A 19,188-nucleotide genomic window follows, 5' to 3' on the forward strand; every position below is an offset into this window, starting at 1 on the left:
GAAAGGGGTTTCAGGCGGCTCGCGCCAGAACCTCGTTTCTGATCGGAAGCGTGAGCCGCCGTTCGCAGCAGAGTTTCAGGAGTTCGAGGTCATGCGTGATCACAAGCACCGCCTTCCCCTCCTTCGCCATGGATTCAAGCGCCCGGGCAATCCGCCGCATGTTGACGCCATCGAGCCCCGAAGTAGGTTCGTCGAGAATGATCACGTCAGGATCCTTCGCAAACGCAAGCGCGATCACAAGACGCTGCTTCTGTCCCCCGGAAAGTGACTGGGGGTGGCGTTCCGCGAGCGACTCAAGGTGAAAGAGCGAGAGAAGCGGCATTGCGTCTTCCCGCTCAGCCGGGCGTCCGGCCGCGGCGAGCGACGACATCACCTCACCGAGCACCGTTTTCATGTGGAGCTGGTGATCCGCGTTCTGCAGCACGATCGACACCGAAGCGAGAAGTGTCTTCGCGTCAGCTGGTTTGCCGCCAAGCAGGAACCCGCCCTTCAGGGGCTTCGCGAGCCCCGTGAGAAGACGGGCAAGCGTCGTTTTCCCCGCGCCGTTATGCCCGATCACCGCGGTGATCCCGGGGTGAACGCCAAACGTCGCGTCATCAAACACGGGGGGCTTCCCCTTGTAGGCAAAGGTCACGGCATCCGCCGCAAGCACCGGGCGGCCCGATGCCTCCTCGTTTCTCGGGAGCGTCTCCCGGACATCCGGCACCGCGGCGGACCGAAGCCCATAGCGGCGGCAGAGTTCCGGGGTCAGAATCGAAAAATCCCCCTCTTCCGCCATCCTCCCGTCCTCCATCACGATCACGCGGTCCACGGCTCCGGAGAGCCAGTAGAGACGGTGATCCACGACGAGGATCGCCTTCCCTTCCTTCTTCAGCCGGATGATTTCAGAAGCGAGCGCCTCGGTTGACTCCGGGTCGAGATTCGCGGTCGGCTCATCAAAAATGAGCGCCTTCGGGGCTGTCATCGTGATGGATGAGAGACCGACCTTCTGCTTTTCGCCTTCGGAGAGTTCGTGGATCGATGAGGAAAGCACGCGGCCGATCCCGAACCGCTTCACAGCGTCCTCGATCTTCCGGCGGATGCCTTCCCGGGACGTGCCCCGCCACTCTTCCGCGAACGCGAGCTCGTCCTCGACATTCAGCGCGAAGAACTGGTTCTCCGGGTCCTGGAAAAGCGTTCCGCAGTCCGCCGCGATCTCAGGAAGCGTGCGGCTCGCGTTCGGGATCCCCGCAACGCGGATGCTGCCTGTCACCTTCCCGCCGTAGTACCCGGGAGCGAGACCGTTGATCAGACGGATCAGCGTGGTTTTTCCGCAGCCGCTGACACCCGTCACAAGGACCGTTTCGCCGGGCTTCACGTCGATCGAGATATCAGTCACGGCGTCCCGACCCGTGAAGGGATAGCGGTACGTGACGTGATCAAGCGAAATCAGAGGTTCCATCACAGTCTCATTTCTCATCGGTGCGGCCCTCGCACAGCACCAGGGAACGCGATTTCAAGCGCGATCGCCGCGGCGATCACGAGAAGCGTCGTGACCATCAGCCAGGTATCCGCGCGGCCCCAGACGGACTCCCGGTAGGGGGTCATCCGGGCACGGAGCCCAAGCCCCTTCATTTCAGCCGCGATACCGAGTTCATCGGACGTTTTAAGGGTCCGGAAGAGAATCGGGGAAAGAAGAAGCCGCATCGCGAAGAACGGATGAATCACGCACGCCACGGGACCCAGCTTCCAGCCGCGGATCCGGACCGATTCCCATACCTGGCGGATATCGTTCGCGAAGGTCGGGATAAAGCGCAGCATGACAGCCGCCGGAAGATAAATGCAGAACGGCAGCCGCATCGACTGCAGCGCCCAGAGCACCGACTGGATCCGGGTCGAGAAGGCGAGCGGAAGAATCACGTTCATCATCGTGAGACCGCGGAGGAACGGGATCGAGAGGCTCTTCATATCGAGGCCGCGCGCCATCGCGGGGAAGAAATGCGCGAGTACCATCGCGCAGCCGACCGACATCGCCATCATGAGCGCCATGAGGATGTAGGCAGCCGCCGACACTTTCCAGCGCCGGGCACTCGCGAGGTAGACCGCTGACGCCGCGAAAAGCGCGAATTCAGCCCAGAACCCCGAGAACGCGATCGTCGCCGCGGCCGCAGCCGCCGTCACCGCCATCTTGGATCGGGCGTCGAGCGACGTGAGCCACGTCCTCTCTCCGGCGCTAAGACTGAATGATCCCTGCATGATGCAATTCCTTTACCACCCGGGCTCCGGTGAAGAGTCCGGCAAATGAACCGATGTAGCCGATCGTCACAAACGGCACGACCATCCAGACAAGGGCCGGCGTTTCGCGGGTGAAGAGGAATGAGACCCCGAGCGACAGGACTTTCGCCGCGAAATCCGAGACCCCAACCCCCGCGAACACACCGAACCGGCTTTTCGGGCCTCCCGCGAGACGCATCGCGCCTTCACCGAGAAGCGCCGCGGCGAACGCTGTCGGAATCAGCGTGACACTCCCTCCGAGGAGCATGAGGCTGATCAGCATGTTCACCGTGGTGAAGAGAAGCAGCGTCCACTGCTTCCTCACCTTGTAGAGCATCACAACGACGAGCGTCGTGAAAACGAGATTTTTCAGCAGCAGCGTTGCGGGATTCATGCCGCCCCCGGCAAGCGCGATGAGAAGCGAGGTGAGTTTCGCCGCGGCCGCAAAAATGCCGATCGCGACGAGCTCACGCGCAGCCCAGTAACGGGGCCGCGGGGCGTCGGGGAGCCTTCCCTCCCCGAAAACCGCAGTGTTCATCATGAAAGCCGCACTCCTCTCTTAGAACTTCGCCGTAAGCTTCAGGTTCAGGTGCCGCTCGGCTTCCCAGGTGGAAGCGTTGTAGTGGTAGCCCTTATTGAAGATGTTGATCACTTCAGCGGAGAGCTTATACGCGCCCTGCTTCCCGAACTGGTAGCCGACCGCGAAGTTAGCGGTCGTGAAACCAGCGGTCCGGGTGGCCACGCCGGTCGTACGCGAGTAGCTCTTCGTTTCGTTCTGGCTTCGGGCATAGAGATCCGTGGTGAGCGTGCCGCCCGGGATCGCGAAAGCCGTACGGACACCGTAACGGGCCCAGAATTCAGGCGTGCCGCTCTGATAGGTGGAGAAATCACCCCACTCGAGCTGACGGCGCATCCAGGTGAGCGAGAGATAGGGCTCAATATGTTCCGTCGCCTTCCAGGAGGCCGCGAGTTCGAGACCGCGGGTCTTTGCCTTATCGGCGTTGACATAGCGCCTGTTGACACCGTCCGCGAGGTATTCCGTCGTGATGTAGTTCTTCGCGTCGGAATAGAACGCAGCCGCGTCAATCACCACCGGGCCGTTATTGAAGCGGGCACCGATCTCGAAGTTATTCGACGTCTCAGGCTTCAGATCCGGGTTTCCGTAAAGGGTTCCCTGACCGCCCATTGAGGTCGCGAGATAGCGCTCCTGAAGGATCGCGGCGCGGAACCCCTGAGACCAGGTCGCGCGGAGCGCGAGGTTATCGATCCCCTTCCAGATGAGGCCGGCGTTAAAGACCGCGCGGCTGTTGTCGCTCGACCCCGTGTCACCGGCGGACCCGTCATCCGTATTCACGTACGTCCTATTCAAAATCGAAATCGTGCGGGGACCGACCGTACGCGTAATGCGGGAGTAACCGTTTTTCGACGCCGTCGCGGTATTCATTTCGGAATCCACCCACGTGTAGCGGACACCGTAATTCGCGGTGAGATCCCAGGGGAGCTGCGTCTCCATGGAGGCGAAAACAGCGTGGACGGTTTGCTTGCCTTCATTCACGCGGTCCGTCGTGTAGTCCATGTCGGACGCCATGCCGGATCCCAGGCTCTGCTTCATCACCACGTGAACGCCGGTATCCGCGGAAAGCTTATCCTGCGAGTATTCGTAGCCCGTGATCAGGAAATTGCGCGCTCCGAGCTGCCAATCCATCTGGATCGAGGTGCCGAGAGTCTTCACGCGGTTATCCGCCGTGTTGTCCATCGTCATCCCCTGGCTCACATGGTTCAGCATTTCCTTGTCGTTCTTCTGCCAGTAGCCGTCCCAGCGGACGCGGGAGAGGTACTTCGAGAGGTTCTTCCCTTCAGCGAAAAGCCCCACCTTGTCGCGGCGCAACTTCGGCACATCAACCGAGAAGGCGTCCGGAGACATCCCGAAGACACCCCCGTGGATCGAGGAGTCAAACGTGTCAGCTGTGAGACCCGCGGCCCAGTGATCAGTAATGTCGTAAGCGAGATAGAGACCACCCGACTTCGCGCGGAAATTCGTGTTTTCCTGCTTTCCGTAGGGAGTGCGGATATCGCCGTGGCTCTCGTAGCTGCCATTCAGCCGATAGTGGAAACCGTGCGTGGAGCCCGAAATCGTCGCGCCTTCGCTTAAACCGCGGCCCGCGCCGTTGTAACCGATCGACGCCTCGGCTTCAAAGGGCTTATCGCCCCCTTTCTTCGTGATGATATTCACGGCGCCGCCGATCGCGTCAGAGCCGTAGAGAACGGAGGCCGGTCCCTTGATCACTTCGATACGCTCGATCTCCGTCGGATCAATGAGGATCGGAGCGCCGGACATCGACTTATGCTCCGAAATCTTCTGACCGTCGATCATCACGAGCGTACGGAACGCGTCCTCACCTCGGATGCTGAGGCGCTTCAGCCCCTGCGTTCCGTCATTCATGATCTGAACGCCCGGAATGTCTTCAAGTAGCTCGCCCACCGTCCTGGCCGAGGACCGGCGGATGTCATCCGACGTGATGACGGAGACGCTCATCGGAACGTCTTCCAATTCCTGCGCGACACGGCTCGCGGTCACAACGACTTCACCGGTTTTTTCCGCGGTTTCAGCCGCTCCGGCGGCTGTCGCGAAAGCCGCGGCGGTGAGCGCGGCGATGAGCGTGAGATGATGTTTTCCTTGCATTTTTTATTAATTCCCTGCTGGAATAGAGATCCCCTTCACGGGGTCCCGTCACTTTGAGGCTGAGGCGAGAAGATCCATCAGCGCCTGGGTAAGACGTCCCTGCCAGAACTGGCCGGAGACGGTTAGCTGGTAGCGGCTGCCATCGGGTTCAATCAAACCGGCTTCAAGCCAGTTCTCAATCGCCGGGCGCCAGAGTTCAGAGAAGGCGATCGGGTAAAGGCGTTCGAGCGCCGCCGGGTCGAGGAAGTTGAGTTCCGTCTGCTCGTTCAGCGCCCGGGCCTCTTCCCAGAATCGGCCGGGAGCGGTGATCATGGCAACCGGCTTAACGCCTGAGGCCACCGTCGCCTTCCACTCGTCCACATTCCGATTCACCATGTAGCCGTAGCCTGACACGGTGCCGCCGGCACCGGGGCCGAACGCGAGACAGTCCGTACGGCCCTTCGCGAAATAGTTGTAGAAATTCCGTTCGCGCGTCGCGCGGGCCCAGTGGCTGATCGAGAGACGCTTCCAGTGAGAGGCTTCCATCGCGCGAATGCTCTCTTCGAACATCAGTCCCCGCATTTCGGAGTCCGGTCCCGCGGGGAGCTTGCCCTTTTCGATATAGCGGTAAAGTGGTGCGCCCGGGAAGACGCGGAGCTGATAGCAGTCCGCACCGTCAAGCCCCAGATCCACCACCATCCGGAGGTCTTCCTTCCAGGTGTCGAGCGTCTGATAGGGGAAGCCGTAGATAAGATCCACGACCACCGCGGCCTGGTTGTAGCTCGTCAGGCGCTCAAGCTGCCGCACGAGTTCTTCCTTCGTGGAACGGCGGCCGACAGCCTGACGGATCTTCGTATCAAAGGTCTGGACACCGAGCGAGAAGCGGTTCGCACCGCCCTCCATGCAGGCTTCCATCCGGTCCGGCCCGAAATTCGAGAGGCGGCCTTCAAACGTAATCTCGCAGTCGTTCGCGAGCGGCAGATTCTTCTTCACCGCGCGGATCAGCCGCACGATGTCAGAGGCTTCGAGCGCGGTCGGCGTGCCGCCGCCGAAATACACCGCCTCAAGCGGCCGTCCGGTCTGAACGTTGCGTTTATTCCAGAGCTCCAGCTCCCGGATCAGGAGATCCGTGAACGCGCGGCTTTCCTCCGCGTTGCGGTAAGGCTTGATATAGAAGAGACAGTAGAGGCAGCGCGTCTCGCAGTACGGCACATTGATATAGGCAACCGTCCGGCGGCCGCGGACTGTATCGGCAATTTCCTCAATACGGACCGAGAGCTCCTCCTCCGGCACGAGACTCGCGCTCATCCCGGCGTGCGTCATGATCTTCGGGTCAAACGCATCGCGAAGCGGATTTCCGGTAACCCGGGCACGCCACGACGCTTCTTCCGGGTTTCCTCCACGCTTCATCACGTGGACCGGCATCTTCATTTCCATCGTTCTTCCTGTTCAATCAATGAGTTGCGGCTGGCGGAACAAACCTCACCCCGCCTTTGTACCCGTAAAGATATACTTCGGATCCTTTTTTGTCAATGATAATTATTATCATTGTAATTTTCATTAACTTTGTAAGAGACGATATCAGTTGCTGTTTTTCCCCGGAATCCGGCTGTTCCGGCGCGAAAAAAAGGCCCGCAAACCTGCGGGGCTTCATAGTCTCTAAAGGATGGGGTTCAGAAAAACTGCCCCTTCTCTTTTTCTCAGGCGCGGCCGAACACCTTCTCGAGATGCGCTTTCAGACGTTCGATATCGGACTCAATCGTCGGATTCTTGATGACGTCATTGCACATAAAGGACGGGAGCGGCTTGAGACCGATGAACTGGTTCGCCTTATGGAGACCGAAGAAAGTGGCGTCAATCCCCTTCCCTTCAAAGAACTCATCCTTCGCAAGGAACGCGTTCAGCGGCGCATTCCAGGTGGAGCTGATCATGTAGTGACCCTGCAGCTTGCCGCCGGTGCCGTAATTGATATCCGGCGTCTCACGGTGACGGCCGTCGCCCGTAATCATCGGCTGGCCGCCGAACACATCATCTTCGTACGACTTCAGCGCGGCCGGGGCTTCCATCCACCAGGCAGGCGTCTGATAAATCACGGCGTCAAGCCACAGGTACTTCGCCACCTCATCCTCAGTCTTCCAGCCATCCGCGAGCCGCGTCACCTGCACTTCGTGCCCGAGGCTCTCAAGCGTCGCCTTCTCGATTTCCGTGAGACGGTGGTTAAGCGCTCCTCCGTTTCCGCCTTTGAACGGCATGCCGGCGTCGACAATCAGAATCTTCATTTTCTTTTTTCCTTCGTTGCTGAGAAAGGAACCGGTTTCATAGGTTCCCGCGAGTATCATTCGCCACGAATTCTACTTTTGCGGCCTCAGAGCGTGAGGCTTTGGGCCTTGAAACACCTTCTTTCTGTCTCCGGATACAGAAAAACAGCCTCAACTGTCAAAAGGCGGACTTTTTTCTCCTCCGCAGGAAGTATAGATATCGATAAAAGCTATAACCAGATATGAAAACAAAATATTGGAAATAACCAGAGCATTTTCATAAACTTGAATCACAGGGGCAATAGCCCTCGGATTATGAAAAGAACAGAGGAACCTTCATGAACAAACGTAATTTTCTGAAGTGCGCGGCGCTCGCTGCCGCTCCCCTCGGACTCCCGGCTGCCGCAAGCGCTGCCGGATCGGCCGCCCCGGTGCCGTCTGACACCCCGGCGCTCACGTCCGGCTGGGACAAGGTTTTTCCGAAGAACCCCAACGTTGACCATAAGAAGATCACCTTCAGGAACCGCTATGGGTTCACGCTCTCGGTGGATCTCTACACGCCGAAAGGCGTGAAGGCAGGGGTCGAGCTCCCGGCCATTGCGGTTTCGGGGCCGTTCGGCGCAGTAAAGGAACAGAGTTCCGGGCTCTACGCGCAGGAAATGGCGTCGCGCGGCTTCGTCACGCTCGCCTTTGATCCCTCCTGGACCGGAGAGAGCAGCGGCTTCCCCCGCAATATGGCGTCTCCTGACGTCAATACCGAAGACTTCAGCGCCGCGGTTGACGCGCTCGGCATCCTTCCGATCGTCGATCAGAAGCGGATCGGCATTATCGGGATCTGCGGGTTCGGCGGGTTCGCGCTGAACGCCGCGGCGATGGATACCCGCGTCCGCGCGGTGGCATCTGTTGTGATGTACGACATGAGCCGCGCGATGGGCTGGGGCATCGGCGCGGGGCGCGACCGCTATACGGAAGCGGATCGCCGAGCCGTGAAGGCGTTCCTGAACGAAAAGCGCTGGGAAGACGCCGCGAAAGGCTCGATTCCGCCAGGCGGTCACGACCTCGCGGTGGATAAAGCCGAACACGTGACGCAGGGGAATCGGATTCTTCCCGAAACGCTCCCCGCGGACGCGGATCCTGTCACCAAGGAGTTCTTTGATTACTACCTGGTGAAGCGCGGTTTCCATCCCCGGTCCGTCAATTCGACGAGCGCCTGGTGCCGGACGATGCCGCTCTCCTTCATGAATATGCCGCTTCTCACTTATATCAAGGAGATTTCGCCCCGCCCCGTCCTGATCATCACGGGCGAAAAAGCGCATTCCCGGTACTTCGCGGAGACGGCCTATCAGAACGCCGCGGAACCGAAGGAACTCGTGATTATCCCGGGCGCGAACCACGTGGATCTCTACGACCGGAAGGAACTCATTCCGTTCGCGAAGCTCGAAAGCTTCTTCACGAAGAACCTCGCGCCTTCCGCCGCTTCACGGTAGACTTTGGATGGATAGCGGCGATGCAGGTTCGCCGCTCAGGATGAAAAGGAGGCAGCAGGATGGCTGACTTTAGAGATCGAAGCGCCATGCTTCTGGAAGAGCTTCTCGACTCGGGATTCCGGGTGGAAGATGCCGAGCGGCTCCGTGACCTTCTGACGGTCGGCTGCCGCAATTCAGCGATTGAAGAACTGAAGGAAAAGCGTGAGTCGCTCCTTCGGTCGCTTCACGAGAAAGAGTCCTCGATCGACTGCATCGACTCCGTCCTCTATAAGATCCGCCGGGGTGAGCTCTGAGAAGGAGCCTGCTTCCATCGGTTAAGCAAAGCCCCGTTTTTGCAACGGGGCTTTCTGTTATTTCGCGGGACGGGCGCCGGGCCGCTCCGGGTCCTCTTTCAGGGCTTCCGCCGCGGCATCCCGCGCCGCCGCTTCAAACTCACGCTCCAGATCCGCTTTCAGCACCTCAAGCAGCCGGGTCGCCGCGGGCGTAAACACCTGATACTTCCGCCAGATGATCTTCATGCCGCTCGTCTTCGCCGGCACAATCGGCCGGAAGCAGAGGTCAGAGGCCGGGCAGGTATCAATCAGGTGGTCAAACACCACGGCGTACCCGAGCCCCTCCCGCACCATGATGCCGGCGTTATAGGCAAGATTAAAGGTCGCGACGATATTCAGCCGGTCCGCGGTGTCCCCGAGCCACCGCCTGAGGTCCTGCTGCAGCCCCTGGCGCGAGCAGATCAGCGGGTGAAACGGCAGATCCTCCACCGGCACCGCTTTCCGGATCGCGAGCGGCGCGTCTCGCCGCATGACAAGCCCCCAGCGGTCCTGTCCCGGGAGATCGAGGTAGTTGTACTTCGAGAGATCGGCGTCATTCACAATGATCGCGAAGTCAAGGAGCCCTTTATCGAGCTTCGCCGTGATGTCATCGGCGTCCCCGCTCACAAAGTCTGGGCGGATGCCAGGATACCTCTCATGAAGCCGCTTCACTGTGCGGGCGAAGTACTTGATGGAATCAGACTCCGCCGCCCCGATCGAGACGCTTCCGGAATCCAGATCATTCAGGGCCCGGAACTCCTCCTCAGTCTTATCAACGAGCGCAAGGATATCCTCGGCCCGCTTCCTGAGAAGCATGCCGGCATCGGTAAGCCTGATACTGTAATTCGTTCTCTCGTACAGCTTCCGCCCGAGCTCTTCCTCGAGGTCCTTCAGCTGTTTTGAGAGCGTCGGCTGCGTCACAAACAGCCGCTCAGCCGCCCGCGTCATATTGCCTTCGCGGGCCATTGTCACGAAGTAGCGAAGCACCCTGATTTCCATTGCGGCCTCCTGTGGACCGTGATGCCGTTCGTCTCGCGGCATCCCCTTGAAAAAATTATAAACCTGTCAGGGTCTTGCCATAGACCGCGCTTATGACTGAACACAGTTATTGAGGATATTCAAAACTGTTTTCCGCCATTAATTGACAACTTTTAAACCTAGTTTAATTTAGTTAACTTTTTAAGGGGAGGCTCTGTTTTTCCGTTGATCAATCAACCGAAACTAAACTTTTATTTAAAACAAAATCATCAGGATAAGAACTATTAGCCGATTAAATGCAACACAGGGATGATCGGCCACCGGACAACCGCCATAGGGTCATCCGAAACTCATTTAAGGGCTCTGAAAATCAGTTTCACGGCATTAAAAATCAGGTTTTATCTGAAACGACATATATATGACCCTTCTTATGCGTCACAAAAACCGATAAAAATGCCTTATTTTCAGCTGTATTGACTCTGCTTCAAGCGTTTTCCAATTACAAAATTGAAAATATCCGGAATCCGGGTTTTACAAACCGATATTTGTAATACCAAATTAGATGAGTCAATAGCTAAAAGCCATAACTTCCAATTAATTATTACTTATTGGAATAGCGAAATCCGGTTTCTCAGGGATTTCTGCTAAATCTTCTCATTTAAGGCCTTGCGGAGGCCTCCGGACGAAAAAATGACCCGCTTTTGCCCCGGATTTGATCCGAAAGATGATAATTCCATTTAACCGGGCTGAAAAGTGGTTGTCAGTAATTTACCAGAGTCAATGGTCCGGATAAAGAGGAGGCAGGTGTCATGACAGATTTCATCCGGTTTACGGCGGGCGGCAGAACCTTCAAGGTAGAGCTTGCGGATACGCCAGCCGCGCGGGCTTTCAGAAAAGTACTTCCGGCGAAGCTCCCGATGCTCGAACTGAACGGGAACGAAAAATACTTCCACTTCAGGGACCGCACGTTCCCGGCAGCGCCCGCGGTGCATGCCAAGGCGGGTGACGTGATGCTCTATCAGGACGACTACGTCGTGATTTTCTATATGACGCCTGAAAATTCCCCCTACACCTACACCCGGATCGGCCGTGTGACGGACACAAAGGATCTGATCCTCGCGCTGGGAAGCGGGAATGTCGATGTATCGTGGGAATAAGCGCGGTTTATTAAACAAAAAGTGTGTCATTAATTCACTTATTTCTGCTTAAATACCACAAGAGAAAACCGTCCATTCCTTTGAAGGAATGGACGGTTTTTTTCTGAACTGAAGTTCAGGCTCGGCTGCTCACCGGGCGGGTCCCCAGGCGCCGGGGCCGGGCCCAGGAGCCGGACGGGGTGCCTGACGCGGCCCAGGCGGAGGAGGAGCGAACCGGGGATCCGGCAGGAGCCGGACGGGGTGCCTGACGCGGCCCAGGCGGAGGAGGAGCGAACCGGGGATCCGGCGCGGCCTTCGGAGGGCGCGGCGGATGACCGAATTCCATCCGCTCAAACGTCTGCCGCTGCGGCTGATCGAAATGCGACACCATGCGGCGGCGGGTAAGCGCCACGCGATCCAGATCTGTCGCGAGAACCTGCGCGAAATGCGCCTGCTCGTCCGCTAGCGCCTGATGATCGGTCGCGTTCCTCACACGGCGCCAGTGCTCATGGCGGTCAACCGCGAGCTGCCGCTGCGCGGCGATCCAGGAGTCGAACGTCGGCTTCTGATACGGACGGATCCGGAGCGCCTCAGCAATATGACGCCCCATCCAGTCCACCTGCTCAGGAGTCGCGTTGCCCCAGCCCGGCATCGCCGGAGCGGGCGCAGGGCCCATCCCGGGCTGTCCGGGAGGCGGCGGGGTCAATTCCTGGTCCCTGCTGCGCGATCGCGGCAAGCGGCAGCGCCGCAAGCCCTAAAAGCATCAGTCTGCGTTTCATATCGTTCGTCCTTCCTGCTTTTCTGCAGGAATTGGATGAGGACCCGGTGCCCCGAGGGAATGACGGGGAGATCCTCATCTCGTGCTTTCGAGCGAACCTCAGTGGCAGCCGCAGGCGTGGAACGCGTCCGGATTATTCACGAGTTTCCCCGTGAGGAATCCGCGGACCGCCTCGTCGGCGTTTCCGGAAGCGCCCGCGATGAGATTGAGATTCATCGACTCAAGAGCGCTCACCGCGCCGAAACCGATTCCACCGCAGATCACGGTGCCCACGTTGAGGTCCGCGAGGAGCCCTGCCATGGCAGCGTGTCCGGATCCCGTGGCCGGCACTTCCTGCACCTGAATCACTTTGCTGTTTTCCACGTCATAGACGCGGAAAGCCGGTGCGTGACCGAAGTGCTGGTAGATTTCGCCGTTTTCAACCGGAATTGCAATACGCATTGTCTTATCTCCTTATGGGAAGGACCCGGAAAAGGTTTCCGGATCCGTCCGTTTCCTGAGGGGGCGGACGGCAGCATTCAGGTTCCCCGCACCCGGACAGGCGATCAGCCCGGAAAATTTCCGGCGCGGTTCCTGTCCATCTCGGGTAAAAACGATTATAGGAAGCGGGGCCTCCCGGAATCGTTAAGAAAATGCCATCCATTGCTACAAAAACCATTGAACGGTAATAAAAACGAAAGCCCCGGATCCGGCCCGTTATCAGGACCAGAATCCGGGAGCTCTGAGCATAACCGTTATGGGCGTCGCGCGGGAGGTCAGGATGACCGCGCGCGGCGCCGTCTGATCATGCCTCTCAGAACATACCCATACGCTTTTCGTTCAGCGAAATGAAGATGTTCTTCGTCTGGGTATAGGCAGACAGAATCGAGAGATAGGTCTCGCGGCCGATACCGGACTGCTTGTAGCCGCCGAACGGGGCGTGAGCCGACAGTTCGTTATAGGTGTTCACCCACATACGGCCGGTGTGGACGCCGCGGGCCACACGGATCGCGCGGTTGATATCCTGCGTCCAGACTGCGCCGCCAAGGCCGTAAACCGAGTCGTTCGCGATCGCGAGCGCTTCTTCTTCGGTGTGGAACTTGATCACCACGGCAACCGGTCCGAAAATTTCTTCCTGCGCGACGCGCATATCAGGGGTCACATCGCCAAGCAGCGTCGGAGCCATGAAGCAGCCCTTGTCGAGACCGTCTTCCGTCAGACGGCGGCCGCCGGTAATGACGGTAGCGCCTTCTTCCTTACCGATATCAACGTAGCTGAGAACCTTCTTCAGCTGACGCTCATCAACGAGAGCACCGACCTGCACGCCTTCTTCCCACGGACGGCCCACCTTAACCGCTTCGAATTCCTTCTTCAGGGCAGCAATGAACTTGTCATAGATCGTGTCCTGAACAAGGATGCGGGAGCCGGCGCAGCAGACCTGGCCCTGATTGAAGAGAATGCCCATCTGAGCGCCTTCGAGCGCCTTATCAAAGTTGCAGTCGTCGAAGATGATGTTCGCGGACTTGCCGCCGAGTTCAAGCGTCGCCGGGATGATGCGCTTCGCGGCAGCCAGACCCACGTTGCGGCCCACTTCAGTGGAACCCGTGAAGGCGAGCTTCGCGAAGCCCGGATGCTCGAGGATCGCCTGACCAGCCACGCGGCCGGAACCCGGGAGAACGTTCACAACGCCGGCCGGGAGGATATCCTTCAGGAGCTTCGCGAGTTCAAGAATGGAGAGCGGCGTGTCAGAAGCCGGCTTGATCACGACCGTATCGCCGGCAGCGAGCGCCGGGGCGAGCTTCCAGCAGGCCATCAGGTACGGGAAGTTCCACGGAATGATCTGACCCACAACGCCGAGCGGCTCGTGAAGCACGAGAGAGAGCGTGTTTTCGTCAATCTGAGCGGCGCGGCCTTCGGCAGCGCGCAGCACGCCGGCGAAATAGCGGAAGTGATCGGCACCGGCCGGGATATCAATATTGCGGGTCTCGCGGAAGGGCTTGCCGTTATCGAGCATTTCCACCGTGGCAAGACGCTCGACGTTCGCGTCAATCGCGTCCGCGATCTTCAGAAGCAGAGCGGCACGCTCAGCAGGCGACGTCTTGCTCCAGGTCTTGAACGCTTCGGTAGCGACCTTGACCGCGCGGTCCACGTCTTCCGGGGTCGCGGCAGACACATCGGCGAGCTTTTCGCCGTTTGCCGGACACACGGTCGCGAAAGTCTTTCCGTCAGAGGACGGCACGAATTCGTTATTGATGAATAGACCGTAGGACGCATCACAAATGTTGTTCATAAACACTCCTCATGTTAAGCGGGGTCCGCTCTTCCCCTGCCCTGGAGCCGCGCGGTGACCGCGCTCACTCCGCCGGTATCCCGGCTAAGAGCTAGTGGCAAACCCTCAGTTAGACGATACTACTCCGTCTTTTCTCAAATGTCTGAAACGATTCTAGGCAAACTGGAAAAAAGTGGGAGGCCTTTTTCCGTGACAAAAAAGGGGACATGTGCCTAGATCAATAATGCGCTTTCCTTAATTTTTTCTTAATTGAAAACAGAGATGTAACACGAAATGAAATAAGTGAAAATCCTTAAGGCGTTACGATTTTCCGTCTTCAGGCAGTTTTCATCGGTTCCCGGCAGCAGCCTTCCATGTCCCGTCCGGCCGGGATTTTTCGCATTTGAGAATCATTAGCAATCAACAGCTTCCGTCATCCGTCTGACCCCGGGGAGGATTTTACACGCTTTCAAAAACTGTCCCGTTCCTACCAAATTTATGGTAGCCTCACTTCGTTGAAATGTTTTCTGACACAGATCCGCTGGACCCGTTATGGCTGAGAAGAAGATTTCCGAAAAATCAGAACTCCGGTCCCGCCGCAGGAGCGGCCAGGGGACAGACTGTCTCGTTCAGATTCTTCTTAACGCCTATAAGGGGTCGGATGAGGCGCTGCCTCCCGAGCTTGAAAGCCTGAAGGAGGAGCTTCAGGGAGAGCTCACTTCCCCCGCGCTTCTGAAGGCCGGAAAGCCGCTCGATCATCATTCGATGGGCTTCTTTCCCCATATCGAAAAAGAGGCGTATCAGCTCGCGCGGATCGGCAAGACGGATACCGAAATCCACGATTCCATTCTTTCCCGCCACGGCACCCGGGTAACGCGGGAGTTTATTGAGGCCGCGGTCGGAAAGCTGCAGGGCGGCACGGATCTCTGGAGCGAGGGACCGGCGCCTGAGACGCTGCCCATCCTCTTCATCAAGCCCATCAAGGTAAGGAAGCAGGATGGCGGCCGCGTGACCGAGCTCCTCGCCGCACTCGCCTTTTCCTTTGATAAGAAGGGCGTTCCGGTGTCACTTGGCGGCTGGATCGCCGGAAACGCGATTGAGCTTCCCCGATCCGTTTTCACGTCACTTCGTGTCCGGGGACTCTCGGACGCCGCATTCATCGCCGTGCCGCCCGACGACACGGAGCCCTTCTGGTCTGACGCGGCGCAGCGATTCTTCCCGCAGGCGACGATCATCCAGGATCTTTCCGCCATGTACTATCCGCTCACGCTTCCCTTCGCAAAGATCAGCAAAGCGCGGCTCACAAGGGAACGGAACCGGATCGCGGCCGCTGTCGCGGAAGAAGACTGGGAGAAGGCAAGCGGCGCACTGAACACCGCGGCAGATGACTGGGGAAAGGTGAATCCCGCGCTCGGTGCCGCGCTTCACTTCGCAATACCGGTGCTCCTTTCGCTCTTCTCGCTCCCCGCCCCGATCCGGCGCGCGGTGCTCCAGGGAATCGATATGCACCCGATCGCGGATGAGATGATCTCGCAGGAGAAATTCCGCCAGACCGGACTGCGCGCAGACCCCATGAAGCGGCTGTACTTCGCGCAGCTCCACAGCGAACCCGACTGGGCAAAGCCTGTTACACGGTTCAGTCAGGTGCTCCGGGAAATCGGAAAACTTTCAGAAGGTTCCTGATTTCTCTCGCAGCGGCTGCTTCCGGCCATAAAAAATGGGGCGCGTTCTGATCACTCACCTGTTCAGAACGCACCCCCCGCTCAGCGGCCTCTCAGGGCAAGCAAGAGACCGCTTCACTCAAAAAAGCTTCCGAAGGCCTGACCACCATCAACCTCCTCCGAAAGCATTCCCCCTGGAAAGCCCGAGGGTTCGGAAAAATCCCTAGGCTCTCGGCTGTGCGGCCAGCGTCCGGTCCGAACGGGCCGCCGGGAAAGGCCGCATTTCCTGCGAACGGAAAATCAGGAATTCGCAGTATTCGACACCGCGATCGCGACTTCGGTCGGCACCGGTTCAGAGGCCTTCACGGGCTTCTTCTCCGATTTCGGCTTCGATTCCGACCGAACGTCTGCCTGAGGCTCTGCCCCGGCTTCAGGCTGCGCAGCCGCGTCTTTCGTGTCTTTCGTGTCTTTCGCCGCCTTCTCAGCCTTCTTCGCCTCCTGGCGGGCTTTCTTAGCCGCTTTTTCAGCTGCCTCGCGGTCCGCCTTTTCAGCTTTCTTCGCGGCTTTCAGACGCTCCTTTTCCTTTTCCTTTTCCTTCTCTTTCTCTTCACGCTCAAGCTCCGCAAGAACCTTTTCGTTCTTCTTCGCCTGACGGGCCGCGGCCTTTTCAGCCGCGCGGCGCTCTTCGCGTTCCTCGAGATACTCCATCAGTTCATCCACGGTCGCGAATACATCATGCGGCTCGTCGACGACTTTGCTTTCGATATGCTGCTTCGCGACCTGCGCGAGGAACAGCGTGAGTCCGGTTTCAATCGAAAGCCCAGCTTCGTGGAAAGCCTCTTCCGCCGCGTCATAGAGGTCGTGCTCAAGCTTGAAGCGGATTTCAGCGCGTCCATGCTTCTTCGTCATATTTTCGTTTCCTTATTCACAAACGGTGCGGAGAGGCTCACCGGGGTATCAGCCATCATGGCGGCCCCCGTCACAGCGCCCTTGCGGGTTCCGGGGAAAACCGGGCGGCCCGAGTCTTCAGGTACAGCCGCCGAGTGCGCTTCGTTCAGCACATCAAGCTTTTCCTTCCGGCACACCTGATTCAGGTGCCACTGCAGCGTCACCACAATTTCGTAGCGGTTGATGAGTTCACGGACAAACTGCACGAGGGCGAGGTAGAGTTCAGACCCGCGGAGCGAGAGGCCAAAGCGGTTCACGTCAGACAGCACCGCTTCCTGGCTCTGATCCACAAGCTCAGAGAGGTTCTTCATCCGGGTGTGAAGCGGCGTGAGGTCGCCACCAACCTTGCAGAACGTCGCCACGTCGCGCCGTGCCGCATCCACTTCAACAGAAAGCCGCTTCAGGTATTCAGCGAGTTCCCCCGTAAAGACACGGTGGCGGTTCGCGACATGATCCCGCGTGAGAGTCGACGTGCGGGCGAGCGTCCGGGCTATTTCACGCATACCGGTGAAGCTGCGGTAGTAGAAGTACTTCGCGTCGCTGTCCGCGCGGTCTGTCGGATGCTTCGCCATCTGGTAGTAAAGCGAGCGTTTTTCGGTGAGCTCGTCGAGGCATTCGCTCGCGCGGTTCACAACACGGCGCAGCGTCCGCTCATCGTCATTCAGGAACCCGTAGACCATCGCGCCGTAGAGTTCTGACGCGTTATCAAAGTGGCGCGGAATTTCGTGATCGAGCATCGTACGGATACCGTCGCGGTCCGTCAGACGGATCCTTTCCTTCTCAGCCTCTTCGACCTTGTTCGCCCAGAAGTTCGTCTTCACGATGACAGCGATCGCGAGCACCATCAGAAGCACGGACACCACTTCACCGCCCTTAAGCACCAGGGTCGCGGCGATCGCTGCGGCAACGAACGCGGAGAATGCAGTGACAAACCAGCCGGAAATCACGGTGATCACACCGGACACACGGTACACAGCCGTTTCACGGTCCCAGGCGCGGTCAGCGAACGACGATCCCATCGCCACCATGAAGGTCACGTAGGTAGTGGAAAGCGGAAGCTTAAGGGACGTCGCGGACGCGATCAGAATCGCAGACACGATGAGATTAAGAGACGCGCGGATGTAGTCAAACGGCAGCGCTTCCTCGCCCTTCTCAAGCGGTTTCGGCTCAAAGCGGCTCGCAAGGAACTTGAGGAACGGCTTCGGGAGGACTGAGGTGAGGAAAGCTCCCACCTTCATCGCGCCCTTCACCACGATACGGCCCGGGAGCGTCGCGCCGAACTGTTCCTTTTCACCCGCGGCAGAAGAGCTGAGGTTCACAGAGGTTTCAATCACGTGACGTGCGCTCTTCGACGTGAAAAGCGTGACCACCATGATGACCCCCGAGAGAAGAAGCAGCGCGGTCGGTGCCGGGATTGCCTGCTCGAGACCCGCCATCGTGAAGGTAGAGGCCGAAGCGCCGGCTCCAGCCGCTTCAAAGATGTGAGCGCTGTCAAGCGCCGCGATCGGAACACCGACGAAATTCACGAGGTCGTTTCCGGCAAACGCGAAAGCGAGCGCGAAAGTACCGGCGAGAATGATGATCCGGAAAACGTTCGTCTTAAAGAACATCATCCCAAGCTGCAGGAGAATCGAGCAGATGACGAAGATCCCAAAAACGAGCTCCGTGCCATAAGCGTCAAAAAACGCGAGCACGTCAGGCGTCATGAAGGAAGCGCCCTTCGCTCCCTTCATCACGAGGAAGTAGAAGATCATCGCGAGCGAAAAACCGCCGTAGATGCCGCCGAGTTTCTTGAAGAGACGGTCATAGCGGAAGGTGAAGATCACGCGGGTGATCCACTGCACGATGACGCCAGCGAGGAACGCGACAACGACCGAGACGAGAATCGCGGAAATCATCCCGAGCGCCTTCGAGTCACTGATATAAGCGCCGAACCCAAGCGCGGACTCGCCGTTCTGGATCAGACGGTTGATCGCAACGCCGGCCGCCGCGCCGAGGAGCTCGAACACGATCGAAACCGTGGTCGAGGTCGGGAGGCCCATCTTATTGAAGACGTTCAGCAGCAGGACGTCCGTCACCATTACCGCGAAGTAAATGGCAATTACGTCAGAGAACGAGAACATCGAGGGATGGAAAACGCCGCTGCGGGCAATTTCCATCATGCCGCCCGAGAACGTCGCGCCAAGCAGCACGCCGACCGCGGCAACACCGAGCACCACCTTAAAGGGCGCGATGCGGCTGCCGACAGCGGAATTCAGAAAGTTGACGGCGTCGTTACTGACGCCCACGAAAAGGTCCACCGCGGCAAGAATCGCGAGGAACACAAGGAGAACAAGAAAGAATGTATCCATAATGGTGAGTGATGGAAGTAGGAATCTGTTGTCGGAAGCTGGAGATCAGGCCCGTCAGATGCCAGTTTTTTACTTGCCCATAAAAAACCGGTAAGGCCCACTCCGCCTCCATTAGCG

17 protein-coding genes are annotated in these 19,188 nt (G+C 58.6%); 4 read left to right on the forward strand and 13 right to left on the reverse strand.

The features are described 5' to 3' along the window. Positions 1–10: 10 nt before the first annotated feature. The 6 genes from BN1936_RS08280 to BN1936_RS08310 all read right to left on the reverse strand — a co-directional run bounded on the left by BN1936_RS08280 (position 11) and on the right by BN1936_RS08310 (position 7,194). Positions 11–1,441: an ABC transporter ATP-binding protein gene (locus tag BN1936_RS08280; protein ID WP_232422091.1), complete on the reverse strand. Its 1,431-nt coding sequence runs from the start codon at positions 1,439–1,441 to the stop codon at positions 11–13. A gap of 14 nt (positions 1,442–1,455) precedes the next feature. Continuing rightward, a complete protein-coding gene (locus BN1936_RS08285; RefSeq protein WP_049687145.1) occupies positions 1,456–2,235 on the reverse strand; it encodes an energy-coupling factor transporter transmembrane component T family protein in 780 nt (259 codons plus the stop codon). After that, positions 2,213–2,794, reverse strand: a complete 582-nt coding sequence (locus tag BN1936_RS08290; RefSeq protein ID WP_232422092.1) for an MptD family putative ECF transporter S component — start codon at positions 2,792–2,794, stop codon at positions 2,213–2,215. Before BN1936_RS08290 ends, BN1936_RS08285 begins: the two co-directional genes overlap by 23 nt. A gap of 18 nt (positions 2,795–2,812) precedes the next feature. Next, complete coding sequence (locus BN1936_RS08295) at positions 2,813–4,936, reverse strand: TonB-dependent receptor plug domain-containing protein (RefSeq protein ID WP_049687146.1); 2,124 nt, start codon at positions 4,934–4,936, stop codon at positions 2,813–2,815. A gap of 48 nt (positions 4,937–4,984) precedes the next feature. Further along, the gene (gene hutW / locus BN1936_RS08300; protein WP_082164540.1) at positions 4,985–6,352 is read right to left on the reverse strand and encodes a heme anaerobic degradation radical SAM methyltransferase ChuW/HutW; all 1,368 of its coding nucleotides are present in this window, start codon (positions 6,350–6,352) and stop codon (positions 4,985–4,987) included. Between the two features lie 263 nt (positions 6,353–6,615). Then, positions 6,616–7,194 carry an NAD(P)H-dependent oxidoreductase gene (locus tag BN1936_RS08310; protein WP_022443492.1) on the reverse strand — a complete coding sequence of 193 codons (579 nt, stop codon included), beginning with the start codon at positions 7,192–7,194 and terminating at the stop codon, positions 6,616–6,618. 317 nt (positions 7,195–7,511) lie between these two features. Here BN1936_RS08310 and BN1936_RS08315 point away from each other — a divergent pair, with 317 nt between their 5' ends. Then, complete coding sequence (locus BN1936_RS08315) at positions 7,512–8,660, forward strand: alpha/beta hydrolase (RefSeq protein ID WP_022443493.1); 1,149 nt, start codon at positions 7,512–7,514, stop codon at positions 8,658–8,660. Positions 8,661–8,719: 59 nt separating this feature from the next. After that, positions 8,720–8,953 (forward strand): hypothetical protein, encoded by a 234-nt coding sequence (locus BN1936_RS08320; protein ID WP_124944585.1) that lies wholly within the window; start codon positions 8,720–8,722, stop codon positions 8,951–8,953. 57 nt (positions 8,954–9,010) lie between these two features. On the opposite strand, the gene BN1936_RS08325 is transcribed toward BN1936_RS08320, so the two are convergent. Beyond that, the gene (locus BN1936_RS08325) at positions 9,011–9,970 is read right to left on the reverse strand and encodes a LysR family transcriptional regulator (RefSeq protein WP_082164541.1); all 960 of its coding nucleotides are present in this window, start codon (positions 9,968–9,970) and stop codon (positions 9,011–9,013) included. Positions 9,971–10,758: 788 nt separating this feature from the next. On the opposite strand from BN1936_RS08325, the gene BN1936_RS08330 reads away from it, so the two are divergent. After that, positions 10,759–11,106, forward strand: a complete 348-nt coding sequence (locus tag BN1936_RS08330; RefSeq protein WP_049687149.1) for a cyclophilin-like fold protein — start codon at positions 10,759–10,761, stop codon at positions 11,104–11,106. A 115-nt stretch (positions 11,107–11,221) separates the two neighbouring features. On the opposite strand, the gene BN1936_RS08335 is transcribed toward BN1936_RS08330, so the two are convergent. The 4 genes from BN1936_RS08335 to BN1936_RS08345 all read right to left on the reverse strand — a co-directional run bounded on the left by BN1936_RS08335 (position 11,222) and on the right by BN1936_RS08345 (position 14,132). After that, positions 11,222–11,761 (reverse strand): hypothetical protein, encoded by a 540-nt coding sequence (locus BN1936_RS08335; protein WP_049687150.1) that lies wholly within the window; start codon positions 11,759–11,761, stop codon positions 11,222–11,224. Next, the gene (locus BN1936_RS11605) at positions 11,709–11,864 is read right to left on the reverse strand and encodes a hypothetical protein (RefSeq protein ID WP_022443595.1); all 156 of its coding nucleotides are present in this window, start codon (positions 11,862–11,864) and stop codon (positions 11,709–11,711) included. The genes BN1936_RS08335 and BN1936_RS11605 overlap by 53 nt, the downstream gene beginning before the upstream one ends. Positions 11,865–11,962: 98 nt before the next feature. Then, positions 11,963–12,304: a NifB/NifX family molybdenum-iron cluster-binding protein gene (locus BN1936_RS08340; RefSeq protein WP_049687151.1), complete on the reverse strand. Its 342-nt coding sequence runs from the start codon at positions 12,302–12,304 to the stop codon at positions 11,963–11,965. A gap of 352 nt (positions 12,305–12,656) precedes the next feature. Then, positions 12,657–14,132 carry an aldehyde dehydrogenase family protein gene (locus BN1936_RS08345; RefSeq protein ID WP_049687152.1) on the reverse strand — a complete coding sequence of 492 codons (1,476 nt, stop codon included), beginning with the start codon at positions 14,130–14,132 and terminating at the stop codon, positions 12,657–12,659. A gap of 531 nt (positions 14,133–14,663) precedes the next feature. Here BN1936_RS08345 and BN1936_RS08350 point away from each other — a divergent pair. After that, positions 14,664–15,794 (forward strand): transposase, encoded by a 1,131-nt coding sequence (locus BN1936_RS08350; RefSeq protein WP_022443599.1) that lies wholly within the window; start codon positions 14,664–14,666, stop codon positions 15,792–15,794. A 278-nt stretch (positions 15,795–16,072) separates the two neighbouring features. Here BN1936_RS08350 and BN1936_RS08355 read toward each other — a convergent pair whose 3' ends face one another. Further along, complete coding sequence (locus tag BN1936_RS08355) at positions 16,073–16,681, reverse strand: hypothetical protein (protein WP_049687153.1); 609 nt, start codon at positions 16,679–16,681, stop codon at positions 16,073–16,075. Continuing rightward, positions 16,678–19,071 (reverse strand): inorganic phosphate transporter, encoded by a 2,394-nt coding sequence (locus BN1936_RS08360; protein WP_082164542.1) that lies wholly within the window; start codon positions 19,069–19,071, stop codon positions 16,678–16,680. The genes BN1936_RS08355 and BN1936_RS08360 overlap by 4 nt, the downstream gene beginning before the upstream one ends. Positions 19,072–19,188 lie beyond the last annotated feature (117 nt).

The sequence above is a fragment of the Dakarella massiliensis genome (assembly GCF_001182045.1).
GTDB lineage: Bacteria > Pseudomonadota > Gammaproteobacteria > Burkholderiales > Burkholderiaceae_F > Mesosutterella > Mesosutterella massiliensis.

Bases quoted from the DNA above. Each gene is read 5' to 3' on its own strand.
- BN1936_RS08345 (WP_049687152.1), bottom strand. From the start codon at position 14,132: ATGAACAACATTTGTGATGCGTCCTACGGTCTATTCATCAATAACGAA.
- BN1936_RS08355 (WP_049687153.1), bottom strand. From the start codon at position 16,681: ATGACGAAGAAGCATGGACGCGCTGAAATCCGCTTCAAGCTTGAGCAC.
- hutW (WP_082164540.1), bottom strand. From the start codon at position 6,352: ATGGAAATGAAGATGCCGGTCCACGTGATGAAGCGTGGAGGAAACCCG.
- BN1936_RS08290 (WP_232422092.1), bottom strand. From the start codon at position 2,794: ATGATGAACACTGCGGTTTTCGGGGAGGGAAGGCTCCCCGACGCCCCG.
- BN1936_RS08285 (WP_049687145.1), bottom strand. From the start codon at position 2,235: ATGCAGGGATCATTCAGTCTTAGCGCCGGAGAGAGGACGTGGCTCACG.
- BN1936_RS11605 (WP_022443595.1), bottom strand. From the start codon at position 11,864: ATGAAACGCAGACTGATGCTTTTAGGGCTTGCGGCGCTGCCGCTTGCC.
- BN1936_RS08335 (WP_049687150.1), bottom strand. From the start codon at position 11,761: ATGGGCCCTGCGCCCGCTCCGGCGATGCCGGGCTGGGGCAACGCGACT.
- BN1936_RS08330 (WP_049687149.1), top strand. From the start codon at position 10,759: ATGACAGATTTCATCCGGTTTACGGCGGGCGGCAGAACCTTCAAGGTA.
- BN1936_RS08295 (WP_049687146.1), bottom strand. From the start codon at position 4,936: ATGCAAGGAAAACATCATCTCACGCTCATCGCCGCGCTCACCGCCGCG.
- BN1936_RS08350 (WP_022443599.1), top strand. From the start codon at position 14,664: ATGGCTGAGAAGAAGATTTCCGAAAAATCAGAACTCCGGTCCCGCCGC.
- BN1936_RS08340 (WP_049687151.1), bottom strand. From the start codon at position 12,304: ATGCGTATTGCAATTCCGGTTGAAAACGGCGAAATCTACCAGCACTTC.
- BN1936_RS08280 (WP_232422091.1), bottom strand. From the start codon at position 1,441: ATGGAACCTCTGATTTCGCTTGATCACGTCACGTACCGCTATCCCTTC.
- BN1936_RS08320 (WP_124944585.1), top strand. From the start codon at position 8,720: ATGGCTGACTTTAGAGATCGAAGCGCCATGCTTCTGGAAGAGCTTCTC.
- BN1936_RS08360 (WP_082164542.1), bottom strand. From the start codon at position 19,071: ATGGATACATTCTTTCTTGTTCTCCTTGTGTTCCTCGCGATTCTTGCC.
- BN1936_RS08310 (WP_022443492.1), bottom strand. From the start codon at position 7,194: ATGAAGATTCTGATTGTCGACGCCGGCATGCCGTTCAAAGGCGGAAAC.
- BN1936_RS08325 (WP_082164541.1), bottom strand. From the start codon at position 9,970: ATGGAAATCAGGGTGCTTCGCTACTTCGTGACAATGGCCCGCGAAGGC.
- BN1936_RS08315 (WP_022443493.1), top strand. From the start codon at position 7,512: ATGAACAAACGTAATTTTCTGAAGTGCGCGGCGCTCGCTGCCGCTCCC.